Origin of the sequence: Alicyclobacillus herbarius DSM 13609, assembly GCF_000430585.1 — a bacterium.
In the GTDB taxonomy this organism is placed as follows: Bacteria; Bacillota; Bacilli; order Alicyclobacillales; family Alicyclobacillaceae; genus Alicyclobacillus_G; species Alicyclobacillus_G herbarius.
Window position 1 is genome coordinate 1 of sequence record NZ_AUMH01000041.1, and the last position, 9,876, is coordinate 9,876.

12 protein-coding genes are annotated in these 9,876 nt (G+C 50.1%); 2 read left to right on the forward strand and 10 right to left on the reverse strand.

Annotation, left to right across the window (positions count from 1 at the left end):
• The 5 genes from H522_RS0115935 to H522_RS19970 all read right to left on the reverse strand — a co-directional run.
• Nucleotides 1-259 (reverse strand): transposase (locus H522_RS0115935; protein WP_026963082.1); only part of this gene is annotated, 259 nt, incomplete at its 3' end.
• Between the two features lie 73 nt (nt 260-332).
• A complete protein-coding gene (locus H522_RS0115940) occupies nt 333-743 on the reverse strand; it encodes a hypothetical protein (RefSeq protein WP_026963083.1) in 411 nt (136 codons plus the stop codon).
• Between the two features lie 22 nt (nt 744-765).
• On the reverse strand, nt 766-1,101 hold the full coding sequence (locus H522_RS0115945) for a hypothetical protein (RefSeq protein ID WP_026963084.1): 336 nt from the start codon (nt 1,099-1,101) through the stop codon (nt 766-768).
• A gap of 364 nt (nt 1,102-1,465) precedes the next feature.
• Nucleotides 1,466-2,578, reverse strand: a complete 1,113-nt coding sequence (gene tnpB, locus H522_RS0115950) for an IS200/IS605 family element RNA-guided endonuclease TnpB (RefSeq protein WP_026963085.1) — start codon at nt 2,576-2,578, stop codon at nt 1,466-1,468.
• 202 nt (nt 2,579-2,780) lie between these two features.
• Nucleotides 2,781-4,220, reverse strand: coding sequence for an RNA-guided endonuclease InsQ/TnpB family protein (locus H522_RS19970; RefSeq protein WP_051344368.1), 1,440 nt, complete (start codon nt 4,218-4,220; stop codon nt 2,781-2,783).
• A gap of 40 nt (nt 4,221-4,260) precedes the next feature.
• Here H522_RS19970 and tnpA point away from each other — a divergent pair, with 40 nt between their 5' ends.
• Nucleotides 4,261-4,662 (forward strand): IS200/IS605 family transposase, encoded by a 402-nt coding sequence (gene tnpA / locus H522_RS0115960; RefSeq protein WP_026963086.1) that lies wholly within the window; start codon nt 4,261-4,263, stop codon nt 4,660-4,662.
• Between the two features lie 344 nt (nt 4,663-5,006).
• Here tnpA and H522_RS0115965 read toward each other — a convergent pair whose 3' ends face one another.
• From H522_RS0115965 to H522_RS0115980, 5 genes are all read right to left on the reverse strand, one after another.
• A complete protein-coding gene (locus tag H522_RS0115965) occupies nt 5,007-5,882 on the reverse strand; it encodes a hypothetical protein (RefSeq protein WP_026963087.1) in 876 nt (291 codons plus the stop codon).
• Nucleotides 5,879-6,574, reverse strand: coding sequence for an ABC transporter ATP-binding protein (locus tag H522_RS21275; RefSeq protein ID WP_162143522.1), 696 nt, complete (start codon nt 6,572-6,574; stop codon nt 5,879-5,881). Before H522_RS21275 ends, H522_RS0115965 begins: the two co-directional genes overlap by 4 nt.
• A complete protein-coding gene (locus H522_RS21650; protein WP_155836503.1) occupies nt 6,567-7,346 on the reverse strand; it encodes a hypothetical protein in 780 nt (259 codons plus the stop codon). The genes H522_RS21275 and H522_RS21650 overlap by 8 nt, the downstream gene beginning before the upstream one ends.
• Before the next feature lie 91 nt (nt 7,347-7,437).
• Entirely contained in the window at nt 7,438-7,854 is a 417-nt protein-coding gene (locus H522_RS21655; RefSeq protein WP_155836505.1) for a hypothetical protein, read from the reverse strand.
• 996 nt (nt 7,855-8,850) lie between these two features.
• A complete protein-coding gene (locus H522_RS0115980; protein ID WP_026963088.1) occupies nt 8,851-9,234 on the reverse strand; it encodes a DUF2325 domain-containing protein in 384 nt (127 codons plus the stop codon).
• A gap of 328 nt (nt 9,235-9,562) precedes the next feature.
• Here H522_RS0115980 and H522_RS0115985 point away from each other — a divergent pair.
• On the forward strand, nt 9,563-9,876 hold a 314-nt coding region (locus H522_RS0115985), incomplete at its 3' end, for an IS256 family transposase (RefSeq protein ID WP_026963089.1).

Here is a 9,876-nt window from a genome sequence, read left to right on the forward strand (position 1 = left end):
GTAACACATCCACCTGCATCGTAAGTTCACCGATCTTAGCCCGAGCCTCCTGCAACTCCTTCTCCAGCTCCTGCTCCCTCGTAGAGGGTCCGGACTGAAGTCCAGCCCGTCCACCAGCCAGGAATGCTTCACGCCACCTGTAATACAGACTCTGGGCCACGCCATGCCGCCGACAAACCTCGCTGATGTTCGCACCGGGCATCATGCCCTCGAGCACGATGTTCATCTTTTCGTCCACTGTCCACTTACGTCCCGGCATCACAAACACCTCTACTTCATCTTAACCCATCCCTTCTGTCTGGGTTGACTCTGGGGCAAGTATACTTTCGTTCTTAGGCTCCAAACATGGTGGCGATCCAAGCGGCCAAGGCCGCGATGGTGCCAGCTGCTAAAGCCACTACGATACCAATTGCCCCGTTACGGATCTTTTCCATGCCCTCTTGTTTGCGCGTAGCGCCTCCATGGATCAGGGCGATACCTCCGAGGGCAATGAACACCATTCCAAACCCGGCCGCAGCTGCCGCGAGAATGCCGAAAACGCCCACAGCCACGTTCCTGATGTCGGTGATGATGGTGGATTGTGACACAGTTTTCCCTACGACTTTGTTGAATGCATCGGTTCCGGTCGATGCGAAGACTTGCATTTGCGCCGTGAGCATCCAAGTCGATAACAGCGTGAATAGAGCCAGGATGCCTCGGATGCCTGGAAGGACTAAAATGGTTTCTTTGAAACGTCGGTACACAGCTTGCATCCCTCCTCGTCTGTTACATGTGGCTGAGAAAACCTAAGAAGCTGAAGTAAACCTGGGGCAAAAGCACGATGATGATCTCGGCGATAAAGACTCCCGTCACCACCCGCTTAGCCCAATTCGCGATGGTGGGAGCATGAAACTTCCATCCAATCAGCCAGGCTAGACCAGCGATTACCAAAAACATGCCGCCGTAGGTGAGCGTGAACGATGACACTCCCTGGTAAATTTCTGCGATCCCGGTGTTGATCTTCCCGAGCAGCCCATTCAGGCTGACCGGATGGATCCCCATGCTAGACAGGGTATTGAGCCCGATTTGAGACGGATCCGTGCTGTTCGTTGGTGCCCCCAAACGTTTCACCTCCCATGTCCAAGCATCTCAGACGGTGGACGTGAAAAAATGCAAAAACGATGCAAGTTGGTCCGCCAGTAAATATGGGCTTCCGGCTTGGTTTTGAGACGCAAAAAAGCGGAATCCTATCGAATCGTCATCGATAGAAATTCCGCTCTCTGGGTATTTTCTGCTTGGACTCAGCCCGACTGATTATGTGAGCCGCACATCTAGATTAATTCTCTTTTACTTACCATAATTCCATTGTCGACTCAATTGACACTCCACACGGCTAAAGCCGTGGGATTCTTGGAAGCATCCTCGCAACTGAGGATTCTGCCTTGCGGCACCAAGCTATCCCCGTGTGTCCCACGGTTAAGCCCGCTCAGGCGGACAAAAGGCGCAACCCTTCTTGTAGAATGTTTCGCGCAGCGTTTACATCTCGATCATGCGTCTCGCCGCATTCCGGGCACGTCCACTGTCGGACGGAGAGGTCTTTCGTACCTGTGTTTCGATGTCCGCAGTAGGAACAAAGCTGGCTGGAAGGGAAGACAGGTGACACAATCACTACCTCCCGCCCGTACCAGATAGCCTTGTACTCCAACTGCCGTCGAAATTCCGACCAACTTGCGTCGGAGCTACTTTTGGCCAGCTGGTGATTCTGCTGCATGTTCTGCACACGCAGGTCCTCCAGGCAGATCACTTGGTTCTCGCGAATCAACCGAGTGGACAGCTTGTGCAGGAAATCCATCCGGGCATTGCGTACCTTCTCATGAAGTCGAGCCACTTTCATCCGCGCTTTCTCGCGGTTCTTTCCTCCGGACTTCCGCCGGGAAAGAATCTGCTGCCAGCGTTTCAGTTTCTCTTTGTGTTTTCTCAGATGCCGGGGGTTCGGGATCGTTTCCCCGGTGCTGAGAATGGCGAAATCCTTTAACCCAAGGTCGATGCCAACGGCGGTCGTCTCTGGCTTCAAGGATGGAATCTCAGTATCTACCAACACTAAGACAAAGAATTTGCCTGAAGGCGTTAAGCGCACCGTCGCAGAGAGAATTCGTCCTTGCACTTCGCGGGATTTGGCAAACTCCACCCATCCCACCTTCGGAAGCCGAATCCGGTTACCTTCGATACGGATGGTGGCTTTGTCGTCCTCTCGGCCGTTGCGTTTCGACGTATAGGACTGCTTCGGGTGTTTCTTGCTCTTGAAGTGTGGGTAGCCTTTCTTCTCCCGGAAGAACCGCTGAAAGGCGTCGTCTAGTTCTTCCACCGCCCGTTGCAGGGCCGTGGAGTCCACATCCCGAAGCCAAGAGTACTGCTGTTTCAACGCTGGCAACTCGCGCATACAGGCGTATTGGTTCAAGGTGGTGCCGTCCTGCTCGTAGACTTCTTTTCGACGGGCGAGGAAGTGATTGTATACAAACCGACAACAACCTATTGTTCGCCAGATTTGTTGTTCCTGCTCTTTCGTCGGATAGAGGCGGAAGGAATAGGCTTTGTGCACCGAAATCACCAAGAAAATGGTACCATATCGCGCTTCATCCCACCCCTAAAGGAGTGGGCTTTCGCGCGCGGTTCTTGTAATCAGAACCAACACTGACGGTCCTTATATAAAGCAGAGAGACAAAAGGACTCACAGCTGGCCAGCGGGATGGGAAGTCTCTCTCCAAATATGAAATGAACCTCCTCCGCCTGACGCTTCGCGCCTAGGCGGAGGTTTCCGCCGTCTCCAGCGGAACTTCCTGCTTCTCCGAGCCATGGCTAGCCTGTGTCCCCACAGGCCCCACCAGAGGACTCTCCACAGGCGTAACTTCGGATCGTTCCGACCCTAGTTTGCGCAGTCGAACGCGTTTGACTTTGGCCTTCGCCTCTTCGAGTTCTCGCTCAAACTCGCCGGACACAATCTTTGCGACGCCCCGCCGGGCAATGTTGATCGCGGCATTGTGATCCGCGTTCGCCCGGTGTCCACAGCGTAAGCAGACAAACTCGGCCTGCGTCTGCCGATTGTCTGGATGCGTGTAGCCGCATACGGCACACGCCTGTGAACTGTAGGCGGGCGGAATCACGACCACCAACTTACCCGTGCGTTGCGCCTTGTATCGCGTAAACGTGAGCACTTGCCCCCAGGCGGATGCCAAGATCGCCCGATTGAGTGCTGCTTTTTGGCTTGCTCGATTTGGAACAAAGCGTCCTTTAGCGTCCTGCTTTGGCTTCGGGCGTTTCGTCATGTTCTGGATCAGCAAGTCCTCGAACACGTAGAGTTCATAGCGGTCATCCGCGACCAGCCGATGGCTTGTCTGGTGCGCATAGTCCCAGCGAACGTTCGTTTCGTAGGCGTCATACCGCGAAGCTCTCGCATAGGCTGTCTGTTGGTTGCGCGAACCGTCCTGCCGCCTTGCGGCACGGCGCTGCCACCTGACCTTTTGCTTGCGACACTTTTGGATTCGCGCCTTTTGGACAGGCAACAGGTCGAATACGCGGCCATCGGATGTAGCTAGTGGCTTTGCGACTCCGCGATCCAGACCGAGCGTCCGTTCGAGGAGCGCATCTTGTTCGAGGGTTCGCATTGAGGCGGCGATATCAGCTTCGTCCGGTGAGCACGTTCCGTCGTCACAAGAGAACGACACGTACCAACGCCCATGGCTCACTTTGATGTGAATGGAAGCCGGGATGCCGTGCGGTCGATGCGCGCAATAAACCAACTCGCCGACGGGAAACTTCTTGGTGCCGACGATGAGTTGGTATCGCAGAACATCGCCCGTTTGCCAATCAACGACTGGCTGGAACGAAAACACCTCGGACGTAAGCCAAACCGATTGTTCGCCGCTCTTTCGTTTGAATTTAGGCCGCTCTGCAAGTCCTCTTTGATAGCGCAGATAGGCTTGCCTCCACAAGGCCGCGCCGTTTCGCAGGACAACACTTGGAACGTCGCGCAAAAAAGCGGTTGTCTCAGTCACAAATTGCGCGTAGGTTTGGTCAACTGGGATAGGCATACCGGTCAGCTCAACAAGATGATTGCGGAACGTACGAAAGTACCGTTCTTCTGCAACCTTGGCGTTATAGATCACGCGTTGGCATCCGATCCAGCGAAGCAGAATCTTTTCCTGTTCCTTGGTCGGATACAGTCGAAACCGGTAGCCAATCATCCCGTTGACCCCCTTCCTCGTACCTATCATAGATTCTACTATGAAAAATTCGGCATCCAATCACGCGGTGTACGCCCTTCGCCTGCACGTGGTGTTTGTGACGAAATACAGGCGCAAATGTATCACACCTTCGATGTTGGAGGATTTGCGGCACATCTTTTCGGACATTCTGACCGGATGGCGTTGCAGACTGATCGAGTTTGGAGGCGAAGCCGATCACGTGCATCTGTTGATTGAAATCCATCCGGCACTCCAAATTTCGACGCTCATCAACAATCTCAAATCGGCGAGTTCTCGACGAATCCGCGCCAAATATGCTGAACACCTTTGCAAGTTCTATTGGAAACCGGTCTTTTGGCACCGCGCATACTACGTGGGAAGTGTCGGACATGCAAGCCTGGAGGTGGTCAAGCGATATATTGAATCGCAGGGGAAGAACTAAAAAACGCCCGCTTGACCCCCTCCTGGCGCTGACGCGCCTAGGAAGGGGAATGTGCGGGCAGGAGTTTGTTCAATTGTCCCACTTTGACCGTTCACCTGGAAATAGGAGGTTGTTGGGAACGTGTCTCCACTTACGGAATTTTGCCCAGGCTTGCCGCACCACCTCGGTTTTCGGGAACTAAGATGCAAGAGCCGCCTGGAATTGCCGTTAGGTGCCTGCAAGGCTCTCCAAGGCTTGAACGTCCATATCTAGAGTGGCCCTCAATTCTGACCGGCAACCGCTTTTAGTCACTTAATCACGGTCCCCCTCGGAGAGCACTTTCAAACTTTCGTTCTCGAGTTTTATTACACATTTCCACGCTCAGAAGATAAATTGCAATTATTTATAAGCAATCTTCCCAAGAGAAACGCAAGTATAGCCATAACAAATAGATAGACTAAAGAAAAATACATGCTTTGGATAAATGTCCCAGGCACCTTAATGACGTGGTTATTGATGAGAGCATAGTTAACAATAAACGGACTGTGTAAATACAACATTGATTGACTGGTGGGGAGTATCATAGGATTAACTTGTGAAATTGCAGCATTGCCGATTACAGAAACGATTAAGCCGATAAATATGGGAAGGTACCGTTGTCTAGCGCGTATGGTGACGGCGATTATAAACAATGACAGAATCCAAAATTCCATCAATGTGAAGAAAAGCATCAGGCCTACAATAACTAACGGCGTGCTACCCCAAAGTGCGTTAGTGTTCAGATTGGGTTCTACGCCAATTCCATTCCCAAAGAGCACTTGTGCATGTTGAGACAGAACATGGAAGTGTAGCGAGGGGAAATAGAAAATACTGATCAAAAATATCACTAAGCTGGCGCCAACTACAGCAATGGCGGATAATATCAAGGTCGAGACGGAAATACTTGTCCAGACTACAGTTCTTGACCTTGCGCGCATATAATAAGTGGTCAAGTAATTGTCTTGATTGTCACGAATAAAGGTATCTACGCACAACAACATAAAGGAAGGAAGCACCAGTAAAGTGATAAAGTGCAGATCATTCCAACATAGCCAAAGTACATCCCACGGAGTAGCTTGAGTAGTCTTTTCCGACAGGATATGTGCCTTGTTAAATCCAGTAAACAAGACAATTACAAAATATAAAATCCACTTCCATTGACGAATCATCCTGCGTAATTGGAAGAGCCACAACTTATTCAATGCGGCTCACCCCGATCTTTTTGCATATCTAACGTAACAGCTTTTTTTACCTCACTCAGCGTGCCACCATGCATGCGATATACCCTTCTGCACAATTCTTCTATTTCCTCCAATTGATGACTCACCATCAAAATTGTTGTGCCTTGCCGATTGAAGTTTCTCAGCAATTCACGTATTTCAATTATTCCTTCTGGATCTAATCCATGTTGAGGCTCGTCTAACAGCAATAGTTCTGGTTCATCCAGTATCGCTTGTGCTATTCCTAGTCTTTGTCTCATTCCGGTTGAGTATGAACGGACCTTCTGGGGATTATATGGATCTAGCCCAACAGTTTGCATTATTTTGTCGATCTTTTTATCGTCAACCTTACCGGAAATAGACATTAGAAATCTCAAATTATTTCTCCCAGACATATTCCCCATAAATCCGGGGGTTTCGATCAAAGCTCCGACTCCCTTAGGTAAAGATACTCGAGCTGGGAACACTTCCGTCCCAAGGACTGTAACCACACCAGAATTTGGACGGACCAATCCCGTTAGACACCTCAATAAGGTACTTTTCCCTGACCCGTTGGGTCCTATGATTCCATAGCATTCTCCTTTGGGAACTGAGAGATTAACGTTATTGAGAATTTGTCGCTTACGAAACGACTTACTTAAATTTTCTACATACACAGCGGGTTGTTCAGTCAACAATATCCCTCCTGATGTAATTCCCTGCCACCACCGCTATGATAACAGAGGCAATTGTCCACACTAAAGGAGGAACCCAAGGAGATCCTTGGATAGCGGGTGAGTACTCTACTACGGTGGACCAGGCTAATGGTGCTATCTGACCTATTCCAATTGAAATTCCGATGACACTCAAACCAATATAAACAAACCAAGGGAATGCCACGGCTATGAGAGTATTCCTCTGTATCGCCCCCACAAAAACACTAAGTGTACCCATAAACACAGCACAAAATGATGTATACCCTGATGAGAGTATTGTATACTCATAGATGTTGTTCCAAAATAGCCCAGGGAGAAAATGTACGGCAGAACTCGTATAGGGACTGGCATTCGATGCCGATTCAACATGAGGCAAAAATATGCATATTAGAATCCCGCTTAAAGACAAAGAAAAGAATGTAGTCAAAAAAGAAATGACACCTGCTGAGACCGCTTTATACCAAACGTATTTAGGTCGTGAAATTCGAAACAACAAAAGGCGTATCATTCCAGACGAGCGATCATACGCTACCGTGTCTCCAACTAGCAAGCCAATTGACAAAGGAAGAAACAACTGAGTTGCAAAATAGGTATAAAATACTGCTTCATTTGCATTGGAATGACTGATACTTCCGGAGAAGGATTTTATGTATTGCCAAAATCCAAATGCCTGAATGGCAAGAACGAAAAGTATTGAGGCAATAAAATTCCACCTTGTAACGATTCTCTTGATTTCGTTTAATAATAACATGCTATTTACCCATCCCTGTTACATAAGGGCCAAACGAAGAAGAAACATCGATTGACCCTTGTGTAGTGTCGGTCCCCTATTATTCCAACTGTTATGGAATCCAATATCCATGTGCTTCAATACTCACGATGCCGTCCCATGTCTCCCATAAAGCCAAACAACATTTCTGAGAAGATCCAGTTGTGTTTTTCCACATTTGCTCAAAATACCCCACCGATAATGTTTCTGAAGTTGAATTGCTCCAGTTGGAATGATCCACCTTAACAATATTCCCGTGAAGAGGTAGCCCGAGTCCCCCAAACGGGTTCCCCTCAGATTGCACTTCTGCTCCGCCCATTTGACCTGCAGGGGCAGTCTCGTTGTTGCTATAGGTGACATAGCCTCCAGCCGGGACTGTAATGTCGAAGGAGTATTTTGTGGCAGCCAAGGCAGGTATACTTGAAAACGCAAACATGCTTCCCGCTACAACGACCGGCAAACCAAATCTGACCAAACTGCTTCTCTTCACGGTTATCAACTCCTAAATAAAATATTGTTTATATATAAAATTGTAGTACAATATACACATACATGTCAAGTATCATCAAAAATAAGAATATGATAAAAAGACTACATAGGGTCTACTACCGTGAAAATGAGAAAAAATTGTTCGCATTATCCTTTCATCAGGAGGTAAGAAATTATATGGAATTCATTTACGATGCTTCTTCGATGGTCGCTTTTAACCCCAGTTGTTCTAGCCGTCGTTTATGGCGCCGGATTACTGCGTCTCGGTTCTTCAGTTCTTGATAGTTGAAGCCCAAATCTCGGCACTCCGATTTCGTACGTAACAGATGGTACACGATGATGAGCATGTAGTGTGCAACGGCGACAGCAGCACGTTTCGACCCTCGGCGGGCGGCTATTCGGTGGTATTTTACGGAAAGATACGTAGTCTTAGTTCGGGCGGCTGCGCGTGCGGCTTCGACCATCGCTTCTTGTAACTGAAAGCAACGCAAAATGTAATACTGCCCGCCAGGGTATCCCGACGGGCAGTAGGGCGGGGCCTGCAGCACCAAACGCTCGGGCCGATTGAGTGCAGAGGACAGTCACTCCGAAGGTGGCCAACTTTTACGCGGAGTGGCTGTCGGTGTGGTATAACTCTAACGATTCGGGTATACTGGGGATAACAAAAGAAACCCCGCCAGCGCTCACTGGCAGGGTTCCGACGGACGATGTGGCGCTCTGTCGGAGTTGATAAGCAATTGGTTCTACAAGATAGCCGGTCGGTCGGGACCGGTTATCGCCGTTTTATGGTGATCTCGACGTTCACGAACCAGGGAAACATCACGTGCCCGGTCGGTACGAGAAACAACCGAATACGGAACCACCGCACCAACTCCCACCCCCTCGGTCCTCCGACAAGGAGACACCGCATCGCCCCACGATACTGCCGAGGGGGTGTCGACCGACGACAAGTACGCCAGCCATCTTTTGATGGGTCGAATCTATTATACCAGGTGTACTACTTGGCCATTAGCATTTTCGTCTCCTCCTGCATAAACTTCCTTCCTAGTTCTTCTATGCCCTTCGAAAACGCACCAAGGCCCGCCTGCGACACCAGCACGGAGCACTTCTCCGTCGCCTTTAAGGCGTGAAATTTGATGTGGCTCGCATAAGCGGTTATGAACACAATGCCATCGGCCGCAGCAAGTTTGGACGCGGTGGAACGATCTTTTTTAAACCCTGGAAGAAAGTCAAACTCGGCCCCTTGTGCCTCCACGATCGTTCGGTATTCCGCTGCGTGTGATTCGTCGCCGACGACCAGCACGCACTTGCCTTCCAGCGGAAAGTGTTCCTGTGTTGGGCCTTTCCGTTTCTTGCTTTCCAACTCTTCGATGACGTCCAACAGGCGATTTCATTTGCTTGAATCTCTTCGGAAGACTTCGTAGTATGAGTTTCGGTAGTACGCAGTCGCGCTTTCAAATAGGCGTTTAGGCTACAGGCGAGAACCAAAGCCAAAATAATCCGCTTTGGATCGGCAACTTCTTTGGTTCGTGCAAGCCAACGCTGAATCAGTTGATCATCGTGCAGCAGGCATCAAGCGCATCAAGTTGAGTCCATATAATTGGTGTAAAATCAGCCGGCCGGCTGGGTGACATAATGCAAAGGTGCCATCCCGCCCCTCTCTGGTAGAATGAGTGTGTCCAGCACCAATCTACTGGGAGGTATGCGAGATGGCACAATACAACATTACCCTGTCCGATGAAGTTTTAAAAGGCCTATTTTCTGAGGATCAGGGGGTGGCCGGGCTGTTGGAGCAGGTGCTGAACCAGGTCCTTCAGGCCCAGGCCACGGAGCAGTTGAATGCAGAGCCCTACGAACGGTCTGAGGACCGTCAGGGGTACCGGAATGGGACCCGTCCCCACGCTATCACGACCCGTGTGGGTACTCTGGTGTTGCGGGTGCCACGGCTGCGTAACGGGAAGTTCTCCACAGAGCTGTTCGCCCGCTATCAGCGCAGTGAACAGGCGCTGTTGTTGGCGATGAT